This is a genomic window from Micromonospora mangrovicola, assembly GCF_047200535.1.
Classification (GTDB): Bacteria; Actinomycetota; Actinomycetes; order Mycobacteriales; family Micromonosporaceae; genus Micromonospora.
The window spans coordinates 1-14,571 of record NZ_JBJZOG010000129.1 but is presented as its reverse complement, the minus strand read 5'-3'; the positions used below and the strand labels follow the sequence as shown (position 1 = coordinate 14,571).

Genomic DNA, 14,571 nt, shown 5'->3' with positions numbered 1-14,571 from the left:
GTGGCCGGAAACTGAGACGACGGCCCCGCCTACGCATTGTTACGCTCACGTGCCGTGAAGAGGCGGTCGCACTTGAACGGCGCCGGGGAAGGATCGTACGAGTGGGCAAGCAGAAGCGGGGCAAGACGGCCCCGGTGACCGTAAGCCGGCGTCTCTCCTCTCGCGACCGTGACTCGCTGCTGCAGGTGCTGACCGCGGCGGCGTCCAGTCCTGGCCTGCGGCGCCGATGGACCTCGGTTGCCTACCTGCTCAACTCCGCGCTGCGCAGTGCTCGGCCTGGCCGCCGCGCAGTTGGCCCGGCCGAGCTAACGGGGCTGCTGGACGGTGCGGTACACGAGGAGCCGAGCATCCCGATGCGGGAGGACTTCCTGCCGAAGGACCCGCGTGATGTCGTCCTCACCCGGGTCGGCTCGGATACGTTGCGCCTGTTCCCAGGGATGGTGGAGCGGCCGGTCGCCGACGTGGCACGGTGGGAGATGGTGGCGCAGGCCGCCGACCCAGTGCTGGTGCCTGCGCTCGGGTTCGGGATCAGGCACTACGTCGAGCTTGCGCTGCGGCGCGCCGACCACGCGATCTCCGTGATGGCGCCGTCATGGCCCGAAGGCGGCCCGTCCGGCAGCGACTTGTCCAGCGCCGTACCACCCGCACTGACGGATCAGGAGTTCGCGGCCGCCGGAACCCTGCTTGCGGCGCCGTTGCCGCCCGGCCTGCAGGATTCCGCATCGATGCGAGCGGCAACGGCCTGGGTCACCGCGCCGCATCCCACCGCGTTGCCGTTCGACCTGACGCATCCGGAAAGCACGTTCGGCCGCTACCTCGCGGTGGACCTGCCCACCGCTGCCACATCGGCCTGCAAGTTCTGGTTGCCGCTCGCCTACATTCCGGAGATCACGGGCTTCGGTGTCGGCCAGTTGGCGATCCGGGCCGCCGAGGATCCGGCCGTCGTGACGCAGTTCGCGCAGCTGGCGGCGGACCGCGTGCGCCGGGCGCTGCGGCGGTTCGTGGGCGAGGACCACGTGGTCGGAGCCCCCGACCTCACGGATGGGCCCCGGGTCTCGTCCGACGACGTCGTGCAGTGGCTCGCCTACTTCGGGCCCAGGCGGGTTATCGCGGTCCAGGTCGTCGCCGTTCTCGATCCGTCCTCGTCCGACGCGCAGCTGTCACAGACAGCGGCGGTGCGGGCCGCGGCGAGCGCTGCCCGGCATCCTGATCGGCCGATCGTCATCAAGATGCCCGAGGGCCAGGTGACGGTCGCCGCGGGTACGGAGATCGTCCCGCTGCTTGTGCTCGCTGGGGCGGGGCACGTCGTGGCACCGCAACAGCCCGGGCTGCCCGCCATGTCTCTGGACGATCTTGAATGGGCCGCGTCGACGGCGGAACACGACATCGATCTGCTGCTGTTCCTGCGCGAGATGGCGGCCCAGAACCGGCCGCGCATGTTCGCCTGGGAGGCGATCAACATCTGGGAGTGGTGGCGCCAGGACCGCAAAACGCTGCGCCGGGGTGCCGTCACCCCAACCGCAATGATGTTCGAGCCGCACGCCGGCGACGCCGAGTGGGACCGCAGCAGCGAGCGCGCCGATCTCGAACGTGCACTGGCCGCAGTGGGGCTGCCGCCGCTGCACGACTGGGACGCGGTCGAGGACCCGGACGCCGGGCCTCCCACGGTGTACCACCTCTACCCAACCCTGGCCACACGCGATCCGCAGCGCACGGGTAAGACCGCTGCGGAGACGATCCCCACAGGCTGGATCGTGCACACCGGCGAGGTCCCGGTCGCGATCCGCTGTCTGCGGCCCGAGGGCATGACGCCAGCAGGTGAGCTGGTGTACAAACTCGCGGGTGCGATTGCGTTCGGCCTCGACCAGATCCGCGACACGTGGGTAGCCGCGCACGCGGGCACAGATGTCCGCGCGTACCAGATCGACATGAGTCTGAGGCCCGAGGGCGACGCCGACGCCGGCGATGCGCTGGTACTGGCAGCAGGCCCAGCGCCGCATGGAGACGGTTTGGTGACCTGTCACTTGACCGTGGATGCGGAGCCCTTCGCGCAACACCTCGATCACGATGCCGAGGCAGGCCGTGAGGCGCTGGCCCGGATGATGCAGCAGGCCGTCGAGGCGGCCGGGGCCGGTAGCGACGCGGGCCGGCAGATCCGTGACGCCTGGTCGGCGGCGAGCCCGACGCTAGTCATCGAGATCGACGGCTCTGCGGCCGCCATCGGCGAGCTCCCGCAGCCGTGGCCACTTAGCACGGCGCTGCGCTCGGCCGCGGACTACGAGGTCGCACGGGCGATCAAGGCGACCGGCACCCGGCCGGGAACCTACCGCGGCAGCCAGGCCAACGACCTCGACCGGACCGTGCTCGCCCCGACAGCCCTGGGCCAGCTCACCACGTTGCTGCGTCGGCACCCGACCGAGCAGCTCCTGCTGGTCGGGATGCGCCAGCTCGCCCGTGTCGTGTCCGCCAAACTCCGCACGACCCCGGAACTGCGCCGAGCCCAGCAGATGACCCTGAACTGGGACCCGGAGACCAAGTTCCAGACCGAGGAGGCGCGGCTGCTGACCCTTCGTATGTGCTGCGAGACGGCCGTGGAGGCCACGCTGCGCGAGCAGCCGATGGGAACCGATCCGGTTGACAAACTGGCCTGGATGGAAATCATCGCGGCTGCTGACACATATTTGGAAGCGACCGTCCGCAGCGAGGCGGTGTATCACCAGGTCAGCCCGACCGCGCTGACAATCTCGGACACCTATGAGGTCAGCGCGACACTCGACGACGCTCCTCCGGTCGATCCCGCCGGCCAGGCCGGCGTCAAGGTCTATCACTTCGACGTCGACAGGTTCCGGGCCGCTCGCGCGAGCGAACTTCTCAACGGGACCGTCGACGCCACCACAGACGAGGACGAAGAGGGCGAGGCGAACAACCCCGGGGTCGACCCGGACCTGGACGCGGCCATGCTGTCCGGGTATGGGGCTACGCTGACCGACCTGCTGACGACCCTGATCCAGCTGGCGCAATGGCCGCAGGACCCCGGCGGCGCACCCGTCGCCTGCGCGGACCGCGAGAACGTGCTGCAGTATCTGAGCGAATCGGCGCCGTGGGCCGGCGACGAAAACGCGGTCTCGCGCTGCGGGACCGCGCTGGGTCTGCTCACCAGCACCACGACCGCGTTCCAGGCGATCGACTGGAAGCCCTGGCAGGTGCGCAGCCGCCACCGCCGGGTCCTGATCCAGCCCGTCGTCCAAACCCCGGACGGCACGCTGCTCGTCGCGCCGCACCTGTGTCACGCCTCTGCCCAAATCTATCTGAACCACCTGATGCAGGGGCAGCTGCCGTGGAGCCAGCCGACTCCACCCGACAAGGTCAACACCGCGCTCGGCGCGTACCGGAACCGGCGCAACACGCGGCTGGAAAGCGAGGTCGCCGCGATGCTGCGCCAAGCCGGCTACACCGTCCTCGAACGGGTCAAGAAACCCAAGCCGCTGGGTGTCCCCTCACTGTCGGGCGAGATCGACGTCCTCGCCGGCTGCGCCAACTCCCGCACTGTCTGGCTGCTGGAGATCAAGGACCCGGCCGAGCTGTATGCGGTTCCCGAGATCCGCCGCCACCTCGACAACTTCTACCTCGACCGCAGCAAGCCCTGCTACGCCACCCAGCTAGGCCGCAAGTACGACGACCTGAAGGCCCACGCGCAGCAAGTGGCCGATGCGCTGAAGCTGCCCGCCCCCGGGCCAGGCGAGGCCTACGAGATCGCCCCGATGTTCGTCACCCGCCACCCGGTCCCGGCCGCGTACGTCGGCGGGCCGTATCCGTTCACCACCGTCACGAATCTCCTCGACGGGCTGCGACAGTAGCCACCCCGGGAAGCCCCGCTTCGCACCGGACCTTGCCCGCGCCGGTGACCGGTTTGAGAGGTCGGGGTGCGCGGCCACCATCCGGAGCGGGTATGCCCCTCGCCCCCCGCGGTTCCCGTGTGGCGCACAGGTAGGCCCCGTTCACCCCCAAGAACGGGGCCTCCCGCGCGATGAGCAGCCGTGGCACCCGACGCGGGCAGCTCGGGTCGAGCAGACAGTTGGTACTGGCGTGCCGGCGCTGCTAGAACATATGTTCGACTACGCTGCAGGTGTGGAGTGGCGAACGCGCTGGCACATCACGGTCCGCTGGGACCGGGCCGACAACAGCCCTGCCGGCGTGACCGTCGTCGAGCGCGTGGTCGACTCGGCCGCGGAGCTGCGCCGCCTGGTCGACCGGGCCCGCGCCGACCCGCACGTGGTCGCCTTCCCCTACCGCAAGGTCTGCGAGCTGGTCGGCGAGGAGCCGGACCGCTGCGGCGCCGGCCACATCTACGCGGGCGGCTCGGCGACCCGACGGATGCGCGACTGGTGGCCGTGCCGGTGCGGCGGGCACCTGGTCATCCGGTGCCGGTGCGGCGACGTCCGCGCGGAGCCGGTCATCGCCGACGGCTGCGACGCCCGCCGGAGGTAGGACTCGCGGCTCGCCCCGGGCCGCGACCGGTGCACATAGCCCGCCCAGCCGGGTGTCGAAACTGTGAAATCCTGGACGTCACCCCACCGTGCCAGGCAGCATTCCTCGCGGGCCGCTATCGGGCCTGCCGGACGACTTAATGTCGACTGATGCGCCGCCGGGGGCCCGATAGCGCACCTGGCTTGGAATACGTCCCATTCCCCAACTACAGTTTCATCGTCCGGTGCTGTCGAGGGTGGACGCGATCGCGTCAGCCCACTCGGCACGCCGGGCGACGTGCCTCGCGGCACGCAACGAGCGACGGGCACCCGGTTGCACCCGGGTGCCCGTCAGGCACGAGAAACCGATTCGGGTCCAGTCGAAAGGCTTCGTCGCATGAACAGCGTACGTCCCTGCACCACAGAACCGCATCATGGGGTCGGAAATCCGGTCCCACAATCAGTCCCACAATCAGTCCCACAATCAGTTCCACAATCAGTCCCGTTCGTGACGACCGTAATTACCACGGCGGAACCAACGCCCGAACGGACTCTTCCCATCAACATAATTATCAAGCTGGTAATCGCCACCGGCATCAGCGGCGGCGGCTACTTCGCTCCGGCCGAGATCGGCAGCGCGGTGGGCCTGGGCCTGGTCGCGTACCTCGTGATGGACCAGGTGACCCGGCAGGTCCGCCGCTGATGCATCGCGGCCCCCGCACCGCCATCGGTGCGGGGGCCGGCTGGTCCGCCCGGCGGACTAGCCTCGCGTCGCTGGTCCGCTCAGCGGACTAGCCCACGGTCCGCAGCCGGCCGCCGCCACCGCCGAGGTGCCCGACGACACCGCCGCCCCGCTTGTGCTGCTCGGCCAGCGCGCACGCCATGCACAGCACCAGCGTCGCGTTCGGCGCCTGCTCGGCGGCGCCCCGCTGGTGCGGCCCGATCCACACGTCCGTCGAGCAGTCCCCGCACTGCGTCAGGCTGTGCTCGACGGTCGGCACGAACGGCGGCACGCCCAGGCCCTCCAGCAGCTCGTTGACGTTCGTCGGCGGGCACGCCAGCATGATCCGCTTCTCTCGCTCCAACGTGAGCCCTCCTCACATCTCCACGGTGGCCGTCGCCACGATCGTGCCGTCTTTGTCGATCCGCAGGCCCGGGCCGGCCACCGTGCCGCCCGCCCGCTGCACCGCGTCGACCCGCTCGAACACCTCCTTGCCGAAGCCCAGCCGGTCCAGCGTCGGCACCACCACCACGTCGGCTTTGCCCTCGTCGACGTCGGCCACGGCCTCCCGCCAGCCGCGGGTGCCGACGTGCTCGCCGACCACCTCGTAGCCCTGCTCCGCGCAGTACCGCTGCGCCCGCTTCGTCAGCTCCTCCAGCGTGGCCCGGCCGCCGCGCACCGCCCGGGAGAACAGCACCGCCCGCTTCCGCAGCCACCGCCGCGCCTCCCGGTCCCACCGCGCGTGCTCGTACAGCCGCGTCAGGTCCGGCCCGGAGCCCTCCACGTCGGGGGCGCAGCGCACGAACTTCCGCGCCTCCACGTCCCACTGCACGTGCCAGCCGAACTCGCGGGCCTCCGCGTGCGCCGGCCACCAGCCCGTCCAGTCCGCGCGGCCGCAGTCGTGGCCCGCGGTGTCCGGCTGGGCCCGGCACCACATGCGCTTGCGGCCGGTGGCCAGGCACTCGGCCACGTCGCAGTCGTCGGCGTGCACCTCGCCGATCGCCACCTGGCAGGCCGGGCAGGTCCCGCGCGGCAGCTCCTCCATGCTGTCGATCGGTCCGGCGCCGGAGGCGCGCACCAGCTCGGTACGCGCCTCCGGCTGACCCGCTGGGGTCACGCTCACTCGCTGTCCTTCGCGTCAGGCTCGGCCGCGTCCAGGTCGGCCTCCGGGCACGGGTCCGTCTCGGCCTCGGGCTCGGCGGCCTCCGGCTCCTCCGGCTCGACGTCGCCCTCGGGCAGCTGCACGTCCTCGATCGGCCGCACGCCCTCGGCGTCCTCGACGTAGCCCTCGGCCTCGTCGTACTCCAGCTCGGCCGCGCGCTCGGCCTCCTCTTCCTCCATCGCGCGCTGCCGCTCGGCCTCCTCCTCGACCAGCTCGGCGTGCCAGGTCTTCTCGGCGTCCGACAGCTCGTAGCCCTCGGCCACCAGGCGGTTCAGCCACGGCAGCACCAGGTGCTCCCGGTTGGAGTACCGCCCGGCCGCCACGGTCGCCGTGTTGCCCTCGTGCGCGGCGACGAACCGGGCGACCAGCAGCCGGTTCAGCCGGTCGATGCCGGCCGTCTGCCCGTCGCGCGGGTCACCGCCGGCCAGCGCGGCGACCATCTCCTCCTCGCACCGGTCGAAGAAGCCGGGCATCACCACGGCGGCGCGCATCGCGTCGACCAGCAGCGTCTTCGCCGCCTTCGCGCTGTCCCACTTCTCGACCAGGAACCGCCGCCGCACACCGCCGGCGTCGAGCAGCTTCTGCCGCCGCTCCTCGGCCTCCCGCTTCTTCAGCTCCTCGGCGACCTTCTGCGCGGGGCTCTTGTACTGCGTCCACTTCGTGCGCTTGTACCCGTGGGCCTCGGGGTCCTCGCACACGATGACGGCCCGCATGTTCCCGTACGAGCCTTCGATGACCGCGCCGAAGCCCTCGACCGTCTTCAACGCCTCCACGTCGAGCGGCTGGTCGTCGGCGTCGGCCAGGTCCTCGACCTTGGTCATCGCGCAGTTCCACGGCCAGTCCTTCGGCTTCTTCAACACCCGGACGCCGGCCGCCGTCAGCTCCTCGGTCAGCGTCTCGGTGGCGCTCTTGTCGTCGCGCTTTCGCTTCTCCTCCTGCACCCGGTGCCGGACGCCCCAGCCGCTCTCGACGCCCTTGAGGATCCGCTCCATCGCCTTCGGGTCGTCCTCGAACTGCTCCAGCGCGGCGACGTCCTCCAGGGTCAGCTTGCCGGCGTCGGCCGCCTCGGTGGCCACGTCGCCGAGCGTCTTCAACTTCAACGCCGACTTGACGTGCGTCTGCGTCCGGCCGGTGCGCCGGGCGATCTCGGCGACGTCCAGGCCGAACAGCTCCAGCTGCGCGTACCCGTTCGCCCGCTCGCTCTCTGTCAGGTCGGCGCGCTGGTCGTTCTCGATCAGCATGGCCACGACCTGGGCGGGGGCCAGGCCCTCCATGTCGGGCCGCACCAGGCACGGCACGGTCTGCGGCGTGCCGTCCGGCCACTCGCCGGCCTCGATCGCCTCGGCGGCGGCCGCCGCGCGGCGGTGCCCGGCGACGATCCGCATGCCGCCGTCCTCGGGGACGACGGTCAGCGCCTGCAGAACGCCGCTCGCGGCGATCGAGGCGCGCAGCTCGGTCAGGTCGCCGAGCTGGGTGCGGAGGTTGGTCGGGTGCGCGACCAGCTCGCGAGGGTCGAGCTGGGCGAGGTACGGCGCGCTCTTCTTCGTCGCGCGCCGCGTCTTCGTCGGTGCTGTCACTTCCTGTCTCTCCTCTTCCATGTGAACACGGAGGTACGCCGCGTGGCGTACATATTCATTGTATCCAACATCGCCATAACCGTCCAATCAGGAACTGCTCTGACCTGCGGCTTTGCTCCGCAGCGGCGACGCGAAAGCCGCCCGCCGGGACTCTTTCGACCGGAGGTACGTCACGCCGTGCACCAGGGCGTCCAGCCGGTCCGGGCTGTCGCCGGACTCCGGCGTCCAGGTCGTCAGCTGGTCCTCCAGCGCCGGGAACGTCCCCACGTGATGCACCCGGGGCGGGTCGACCTCGTACCGGGCGGCCACCGGCTCGGCGCGCACCCGCTTCGACTGGCGGGCCTGCACCACGTCCAGCGGCGGGTCACCGCCGGGCAGCACGCCCTCCTTCTGCATGGCCATCCAGGCGTCGACCAGGATGTCCCGCAGCCACGCCGACGAGCCCTCGTACACCACCACGTCCGCGTCGACGTCCAGGTAGCACTGCCAGATCCGGCGGGCCGCCGCCATGCCGGCGATCTTCATGCTCCGGTCCGCCAGCACGTAGTGCTCGCCGTCCTCGCCCCGGCCGACCGCGACGATGCCCGTCTCGTCGCTCGTCTCCGACACCGTGTCCGCCGGGTCGACGCTGACCACCGTGCGCACCAGCGGCGGCAGGTCCTCCTTCTCGACCCGGCCGGCCTCGATCCACGCCGACTTCCACAGCGCGCCGTCGACGTCGGACAGCAGCTCGGCGTCCAGCTCCTGCCGGCCCAGCCGGGTGCCGCCGTACTGCTCCAGCAGCTCCTCCAGCGCCTCCGCGCTGAGGTTCGCCGCGTTGTCCAGCGTCCGCCCCCGGGTGATGACCACCCGGGGCCGGCGGGACCGGGCCCGCTGCTTCTTCGCCCGCGCCAGCAGCTTCTTCACGTGCGGCAGCGGCTTCGGGGTCGTGCTGACGACCATGCGCGGGTCGGGCGCCTCACGCATGCAGAACCACAGCATGTCGAAGACGCCCTGCGCCGTCTGCAACGGCCAGGCCGCGTACTCGTCGAGCCAGCAGCCGTCGAAGTCGTAGCCGCGCAGCGTGTCCGGGTCCTGCGCGCCGAACCCGCGGATGATCGCCCCGTTGGTCAGCTCCAGGTACGGCTCGCTCTTGTTGAACGTCCGCACCTCCTTCGGCGGGATCACCGCCAGCAGGCCGGCACGCCGCGCCGTGAAGCAGACGTTGTACACCTCGCGGTGCGTCTTCGCGATCACCGCGTAGTGCCCGCCCGGCCGGGTGCCCGCCCAGCCGCGCACCGTCTCCGCCCCGGTGCGGGTCTTGCCGAAGCCACGACCGGCCAGCAGCATCCAGATCCGGTAGTACGCCGGCTCCATCTGCTCGGGCCGGGCGTGCCGCCGCCAGTCGTACCGGACGAGGCCCTGGACCTCCGACACCTCGCGCAGGTACGCAGCCAGCTCGGCGTCGGTCATCAGCGCCGGGTCCGGGTACGCCAGCAGCATCGGTCAGCCCTCGCCGCGCAGCTCGCGCTCGTGCTCGCGCAGGTCCGTCGAGCCGGCGTACGCCAGGCCCGCCAGCACAGCCGTCATCACCGCCGGGCAGCCGAGCGACCGCGGGCCGGCCCACCGCAGCCCGGCCCACGCGGCGGCCGCCATCAGCAGCAGCCACGCGCCGAGCAGCGCCCGCCAGCCCCACGCCCGGCGGGCGAGAGCTCGCTTCTGCTCGCGGGTCAGCGGCACCGGCGGCGGCACGCTCAGCCGCGGTGCCGGCCGCAGCGCCTCCCACGTCTGTGGGCCGACCACCGGGCCGCCCTGCCGGTACGCGGGGGCGGCGGCCGGCGTCCGGTGCCCGGTCAGCAGCCGCGCCGACCGAGGGCCGCCGCTCACCATCGCAGCGCCACCAGCGCCACCCCGCACATGCCGACCAGCAGCGCGCCGACCGACACGCACAACACCGCCCAGCGCGGCGCGCGGATCTCCACCGCGATCCACGCCTCCTGGTCAGCCTTGCTCCTCTGGCCCATCGGCCGCCTCCCCGTCCCCGTCCTCGTCGTCGTCGCCGGCCGGGTCGCGCCCCTCGGCGCCCGGCGCGGCCTGCCCGGCGCGGGCCGCCGCCTCGGCCATCAGCGCCCGGAAGAAGTCGGCGCGCTGCTGCTCGGTCATCTGCTCGACCTCGGCGCGGATCGGCCCGCCGTCCGGCCCGGTGTGCGCCGTCGTGGAGTCCGGCAGGCCCAGCGCCAGGCGCTCGACCCGCGTCGACACCTCCAGCCATCGGGCGATGTCGCCGGGGGTCAGCTTCGACGCGTCGAGGTTCTGCAACCGCGTGACGAGCTTCCCCTGCAGCGCCGACGCGATCCGGGCGTGCCGCCGGGCCATGTCGCGCCGCTGCTCGGCCAGGCCCTCGGCATACAGCCGGTCCTCTTCCCGGTCCCACGCCGACGCCCGCTGCACCCACTTCCATCGGGTCGCCAGCTTGTGGAGGTAATCCCGGCTTTTGTTGACCTGCTCGGCGACCTTCGCGACGGTGCGGGTGCGGCCGAGGTCGCGGTACAGGGCGAAGTACCCGTACGCCTTCTCGGGCTCGTTGCGCTGCCGGTCCCACGCCAGGATCTCCGGCTCGCTCATGGTCACCCCCTCGTGCTGCTGGGCGGGCGGCCCGGCGGGTGCAGCGCCGGGCCGCCCACGTCTCAGTGCCCCGGCCTGCGTCCTCCGCTCATGGGCGGTCGGGCGATCGCCGCGTTGCCGTACATCAGGGCGTCGTCCAGGCTGGTCAGCACCATCGACGTCTCCCGGCCGGACGGCAGGCTGCGCATCGCCTCGGCCATCGCGCCCTTGATCGTCTTCCGCCATGCGGCGTGCGCCTCGGCGGTCGCCAGGTCGACCGGCGGGTGGTAGTCGCAGCGCCGGTCCAGCTCGTGCCGCTGGCGCTCGTCGAGGCCGGCGTACAGGTCCTCGCCGCTCTGGGCGGGTCCGTTCATCTCTTCCTCCAGGGGTCGGGCCGCGGTCGGGTACTGCGGCCGTCTCGCCGGTCGGCGCGGTGCCGGCCGGGGGGTCTGCGGTGCCCGGGTCAGCCGGGCCAGTGCGCGATGCAGCTGAGCAGCAGGCCGCCGAGGACCACCACGAGGGTGGCGATCAGCAGGGCGTACGGCACGCGCACGCCGGTCACCCGGCCAGGTAGTCGGCGGCCAGCAGCTCCAGCGCCCGCCACCGCTGGTCGGCGGGCACCTCGCCGGAGCGGACCAGCTTGTCCACGGCGCGGTGCAGCACCGCCGCCGCGTCGGCCGGCATTGAGCGCGTCTCCAGCACCGTCTCGATCGGCACCAGGCGGTGCGCGTGGCCGATCGGCTCGCCGCTCTCCTCGTCGAGCCACACGCCGTCGCGCAGCTCGCCGAGGTGCCGCTCGAACACCGCCAGGATGAGGCCGAGCGCGGTGGCCACGTTGCCGACGTTGTGGGCGCCGTGGGCCGTCGCGAGCGCGTCCAGGGTGGACTCGTAGTCGCCGTACCCGGCGAGCCAGCGGGCGTCCGCCTGGGTGAGCTTGCGGGCCTCGTCGAAGCTGGCGCGGGCCGCCTCGAGTTCGTGCGGCAGGAACACCAGCTGCACCGTGGCGAAGTCCAGGTTCGCCTCGGACAGGCCCTCCAGGTCGACCTGCGCGAGCAGGTCGAGCTGCTTGTCGTCCAGGCCCGAGTAGGCCCGCCAGTCCACGTCGTCCAGCTCCTCGTACAGGTGCTTCAACGTGGCCGGGTCGTCCTCGCCCTCGATCGCGTTGTGGGACAGCTGCAAGGCGACCTGCCGGGCGCGGGTCAGCGGCTGGTCGACCACGATGACGTCGACCTGCTCCAGGCCGACGTCCAGCGCGGCCATGATCCGGTGGTTGCCGGACAGCACCACCATCCGGCCGCCCGCCTCGTCGTTCCACACCAGCGGCGTGCTGGTGAGCGCGCCGTCTCGGCGGACGTTCGCCACCAGGCGGTCGTACACCTCCTTGCGCATGTACCGCGCGTTGACCTCCAGCAGGGTCAGGGTGCGCGGGTCGACCCGTTCGGGACGCAGGTTGAGCGGGCCGCCGTCGGCGGGCCCGGCCAGCTCGTCGACGTCGCTCACCGCTCGCCTCCCGGCCGGTACTGGATGGCGAACCCGGGGATGCCGAGGCCGAAGTCCGGGTCGGCGCTCGCCGGCCGGATCGGCGCGTGCAGCACGAACTCGTCCGCCGAGCAGGCGGGCCGGTTCGGCATCAGCCCGGCGGGCACGCCCGACCAGCGGAACCGCTCCTGGCAGGCCAGGCAGCGGATCGAGAGCTCCACGATGTACGCCACCACCGTGGTGTCGTCGTCGGGGGCGGTCAGCCGCTGCACGTCGGCGTCCAGGTGCATGTCGACGTGCCGGCACGGCTTGTCCGGGTCCGCCGACGGCGGCGGCATCCGGAACCGGCCGTGGGTCGGGCACACGCCCGTGTCGGCGCCCTCGTCGCACTGGTAGGGCGTCATCGCGTCCCACAGCGTCTTCGGGCAGCCGGGCAGCTCGGCGGGCGGCTCGCCGCCGCGGTGCTCGTCGCTCATCGCTCGTCCTTCCCGTGGCGGCGCTTCCACTCCGCCAGCGCCTCTTGCAGGGTCCAGTCACCCAGGGGGCCGCCGTACTGGAGCTGGTAGCGGTGGATGCCGTCGGCGGCCGGCTCGCTGCGCTTCTGCAACTTCACGCCGGGGATGCCCCGGCCGTACTTCGCGCTGTTCGGCCGGTCAGTGAACGCCGTGGTCGACCAGCCGAACAGCCGCTTCGACAGGGACCGCTGCAACAGCAGCTGCGCCTCGCGGCTGGCGGCCGCCATCACGATCAGCTTCGCCAGCCGCCGGTACCGGGTCCAGGACACCGGGAAGTCGCTCATCAGGTAGGCGGTGCTCGGGTCGAACTTCGGCGGCAGGTACGCGAACGCCCCGATCAGCTTGCCGTCGACGCTGACGCCGCAGGCCAGCAGCGGGGAGCCGGGCAGGATCGTCTTGCTCATGAACTGCGACCGCACGGCCGAGAACTGGCCGCCGGTCAGCACGTGCAGCGCCATCCGGTCGCCGAGGTCATCGCGCGGCCCGATCTTCGGCAGCAGGACCGGCGCGACCTGCTGGGCGGGCGCGACCACGCGCCGCGCTCCGGAGCTGGCGTACACGTAGATCGGCATGCCGCGGTTGGAGGTCTGGACGACGCCGCGTAGCCAGGGGCGCAGCTCGTCGCGGGCGATGTGCAGGCCGAGGATCCAGTGGGGCCGGTCGAGCACCGCCCCGATGATCTCCTCCTTGCCGTCCTCGTCCAGCAGGTCGTACGTCGGCGCCGGCCAGTCGAAGAACTCGTCGATCCCGGCGAACTGCGCCTCGTAGTCGCCCGCGTAGAACGGCGGGAACATCGCCACCGGCGCGTCGGCCGGCACGACGTCGCGCAGGTAGTCCCGCACGTCCCCGCAGTAGTAGTCCGCCAGGCGCAGCGTCAGCGCGGACAGCTTCCCCACCGTCTTGGCGTGCATCGTCGGGAACTGGCCGACGGTCGCCCGGACCATCCGCTCGTAGTAGACGCCCTGCCGGCCGACGTACTGGAGGAACCGGGTGCCGAGCATCAGCGTCGCCAGGGTGTCCGTCGACGTGCCCAGGTACGGCTCCAGCCAGGCCAGCTCCTCGCGGTGCTCGTCTTTCAGCCGGTAGTCCAGGTCCCGGCCGGCGAGCCACCAGCCCAGCGCGCTCGAGTACGCCTGGACGTCGTTGCCGTGGATCGCGCGCCGCTCGCCGGGCCTGCTGTGCAGCGTCCGCTCGATCGTGAAGTTCCCCGAGCAGCCGACATACAGGTCGGTGTCCGGCCACGACTCGGCGTGCTCGTAGATGATCGATCGCAGGTCCGCCGGAATGCTGCCGTGGAACACGCCGCTCACCACCTTCCCCGTGGCCGGGCGTCGAGCGCCGGCCAGGACTCGAACCTGGGCCTCCACCGTGGAACGGCGGCGTGCCAGCCAACAGCACTTCCAGCGCGACTGCGTGCCATGCACGCGCAGTGCCACATCGTAGCCGTACACCCGGCGGCCGGCGAGAGGTGCTGGCAGCTTCCGATCTTGCCGTGGTCGGGCGTAGCCCACCGTAGACCCACCGGGCCGCAATGGTCTACAGTGACCCCGCACCCAACGTCGGAGGGCAGGAGGAGGACGAGGTGGCCAGGGACTACACCTACGCCGAGGCCGCGACGAAGCTTCGCGTCGCGGAGACAACCCTCCGGCGCTGGGTGTCCAAGGGCCGCATCTCGTGCCATCGGCTCGGCCGCAAGGTCCGCTTCACCGACGAGGACCTGGCCGCGGCCTACAAGCCGGCACCCGCCACGGCGCGGCGCTGATCGTGGGGGCGTCCGGGATGGTCGCGATAGCTACTCGCACTCATCGTTCCCGCCGGCCCGACGCCGGTGCCTGGACGTCCTCGCCCCACGCCACACCCGCCAGACCGTCCTAGGAGGATCGTCCCCAAATAGACGAGTAGTTCCGAACTCGATCAGTGGTCGTAGGCGATCAGTGAGCGGGTGACTGGTGCGCTGGTCTTGTTGTTGTGCCAGATCGCGGCGGCCATGGCGAGTAGACGTTGGGCGACACGCACAGCGACGCCGGTGAAGGTCCGTCCGCCGTGTTCTTCCAGGTCGAGTTGGCCT

At 71.6% G+C, this 14,571-nt stretch carries 15 protein-coding genes, 1 tRNA gene and 1 pseudogene; 4 read left to right on the top strand and 13 right to left on the bottom strand.

Annotated elements, in window-relative coordinates; all coding sequences use genetic code 11:
- Positions 1–101: 101 nt before the first annotated feature.
- The 3 genes from ACL02O_RS30570 to ACL02O_RS30560 all read left to right on the top strand — a co-directional run bounded on the left by ACL02O_RS30570 (position 102) and on the right by ACL02O_RS30560 (position 5,169).
- Positions 102–3,857, top strand: a complete 3,756-nt coding sequence (locus ACL02O_RS30570; RefSeq protein ID WP_412821643.1) for a hypothetical protein — start codon at positions 102–104, stop codon at positions 3,855–3,857.
- Between the two features lie 271 nt (positions 3,858–4,128).
- Positions 4,129–4,488, top strand: coding sequence for a hypothetical protein (locus tag ACL02O_RS30565; RefSeq protein ID WP_412821642.1), 360 nt, complete (start codon positions 4,129–4,131; stop codon positions 4,486–4,488).
- Between the two features lie 486 nt (positions 4,489–4,974).
- Positions 4,975–5,169: a hypothetical protein gene (locus tag ACL02O_RS30560; RefSeq protein ID WP_412821641.1), complete on the top strand. Its 195-nt coding sequence runs from the start codon at positions 4,975–4,977 to the stop codon at positions 5,167–5,169.
- A gap of 88 nt (positions 5,170–5,257) precedes the next feature.
- On the opposite strand, the gene ACL02O_RS30555 is transcribed toward ACL02O_RS30560, so the two are convergent.
- The 12 genes from ACL02O_RS30555 to ACL02O_RS30500 form a co-directional block, all read right to left on the bottom strand.
- Complete coding sequence (locus tag ACL02O_RS30555; protein ID WP_412821640.1) at positions 5,258–5,551, bottom strand: hypothetical protein; 294 nt, start codon at positions 5,549–5,551, stop codon at positions 5,258–5,260.
- 12 nt (positions 5,552–5,563) lie between these two features.
- On the bottom strand, positions 5,564–6,310 hold the full coding sequence (locus tag ACL02O_RS30550; RefSeq protein ID WP_412821639.1) for a recombinase family protein: 747 nt from the start codon (positions 6,308–6,310) through the stop codon (positions 5,564–5,566).
- Positions 6,307–7,926, bottom strand: a complete 1,620-nt coding sequence (locus ACL02O_RS30545) for a ParB/RepB/Spo0J family partition protein (protein WP_412821638.1) — start codon at positions 7,924–7,926, stop codon at positions 6,307–6,309. The genes ACL02O_RS30550 and ACL02O_RS30545 overlap by 4 nt, the downstream gene beginning before the upstream one ends.
- 87 nt (positions 7,927–8,013) lie before the next feature.
- The gene (locus tag ACL02O_RS30540; RefSeq protein ID WP_412821637.1) at positions 8,014–9,408 is read right to left on the bottom strand and encodes a terminase large subunit domain-containing protein; all 1,395 of its coding nucleotides are present in this window, start codon (positions 9,406–9,408) and stop codon (positions 8,014–8,016) included.
- Between the two features lie 3 nt (positions 9,409–9,411).
- Positions 9,412–9,792 carry a hypothetical protein gene (locus tag ACL02O_RS30535; RefSeq protein ID WP_412821636.1) on the bottom strand — a complete coding sequence of 127 codons (381 nt, stop codon included), beginning with the start codon at positions 9,790–9,792 and terminating at the stop codon, positions 9,412–9,414.
- Entirely contained in the window at positions 9,789–9,929 is a 141-nt protein-coding gene (locus tag ACL02O_RS30530) for a hypothetical protein (RefSeq protein ID WP_412821635.1), read from the bottom strand. The genes ACL02O_RS30535 and ACL02O_RS30530 overlap by 4 nt, the downstream gene beginning before the upstream one ends.
- The gene (locus tag ACL02O_RS30525) at positions 9,907–10,530 is read right to left on the bottom strand and encodes a hypothetical protein (RefSeq protein ID WP_412821634.1); all 624 of its coding nucleotides are present in this window, start codon (positions 10,528–10,530) and stop codon (positions 9,907–9,909) included. The genes ACL02O_RS30530 and ACL02O_RS30525 overlap by 23 nt, the downstream gene beginning before the upstream one ends.
- A 62-nt stretch (positions 10,531–10,592) precedes the next feature.
- Positions 10,593–10,883: an Acb2/Tad1 domain-containing protein gene (locus ACL02O_RS30520; protein WP_412821633.1), complete on the bottom strand. Its 291-nt coding sequence runs from the start codon at positions 10,881–10,883 to the stop codon at positions 10,593–10,595.
- Between the two features lie 184 nt (positions 10,884–11,067).
- On the bottom strand, positions 11,068–12,009 hold the full coding sequence (locus ACL02O_RS30515) for a ParB N-terminal domain-containing protein (RefSeq protein WP_412821632.1): 942 nt from the start codon (positions 12,007–12,009) through the stop codon (positions 11,068–11,070).
- Positions 12,006–12,464, bottom strand: coding sequence for a hypothetical protein (locus tag ACL02O_RS30510; RefSeq protein WP_412821631.1), 459 nt, complete (start codon positions 12,462–12,464; stop codon positions 12,006–12,008). The genes ACL02O_RS30515 and ACL02O_RS30510 overlap by 4 nt, the downstream gene beginning before the upstream one ends.
- On the bottom strand, positions 12,461–13,813 hold the full coding sequence (locus ACL02O_RS30505) for a putative antirestriction adenine methyltransferase (protein WP_412821630.1): 1,353 nt from the start codon (positions 13,811–13,813) through the stop codon (positions 12,461–12,463). Before ACL02O_RS30505 ends, ACL02O_RS30510 begins: the two co-directional genes overlap by 4 nt.
- Before the next feature lie 24 nt (positions 13,814–13,837).
- Positions 13,838–13,910: transfer RNA gene (locus tag ACL02O_RS30500), tRNA-Gly, on the bottom strand.
- 175 nt (positions 13,911–14,085) lie between these two features.
- Here ACL02O_RS30500 and ACL02O_RS30495 point away from each other — a divergent pair.
- Positions 14,086–14,265, top strand: a complete 180-nt coding sequence (locus tag ACL02O_RS30495; RefSeq protein ID WP_412821629.1) for a helix-turn-helix domain-containing protein — start codon at positions 14,086–14,088, stop codon at positions 14,263–14,265.
- A gap of 152 nt (positions 14,266–14,417) precedes the next feature.
- On the opposite strand, the pseudogene ACL02O_RS30490 reads toward ACL02O_RS30495, so the two are convergent.
- Positions 14,418–14,571, bottom strand: a pseudogene (locus ACL02O_RS30490) (IS982 family transposase); the annotation flags it as partial.